Origin of the sequence: Ligilactobacillus equi DSM 15833 = JCM 10991 (genome assembly GCF_001435735.1) — a bacterium.
Lineage (GTDB): Bacteria > Bacillota > Bacilli > Lactobacillales > Lactobacillaceae > Ligilactobacillus > Ligilactobacillus equi.
In genome coordinates, this window is the sequence record NZ_AZFH01000151.1 from 1 (window position 1) to 447 (window position 447).

General features: G+C 39.1%; 1 protein-coding gene. It reads left to right on the forward strand.

The genetic code is table 11. The features are described from left to right. A partial coding sequence (locus FC36_RS12205; protein ID WP_162257667.1) for a hypothetical protein occupies window positions 1-447 on the forward strand: 447 nt, incomplete at both ends.

Genomic DNA, 447 nt, shown 5'->3' on the forward strand with positions numbered 1-447 from the left:
TATCACACGGAAGGACATTGGGAATTTTATAAAGCGGGGTCAAAAACTCAAACAACTATTCCATATTTATTAGTTGGAGTTGGAGATTTGGACTTTGACCAAGATGTTCTTGTTAAGGGGAACGTTGTAGGTACGTTAAATGGCTCTAAAGTAACTATTGACACGGATAATAGTTCTTACGCATATTATCGTGATAAGGGGACATACGGAGAAGGCTCAACTGAACAAGATAGACCAAACCAATCGTTTACAATGTTAAAAAATGTTGATACGTTCTCGTGGTCATGGCTTCCCCACGATATAGTAGGGACTTCCAAAGTTGGGTACAGTAACAAGGGTATGCCTGTATACGAATGGATTTCATTTGGTGCGGCCGACTTACCATTTGATACCCCACCAGTTTTAAAACAACCAAAAACTGTTACTTATTCCCTAAATGATGTGACA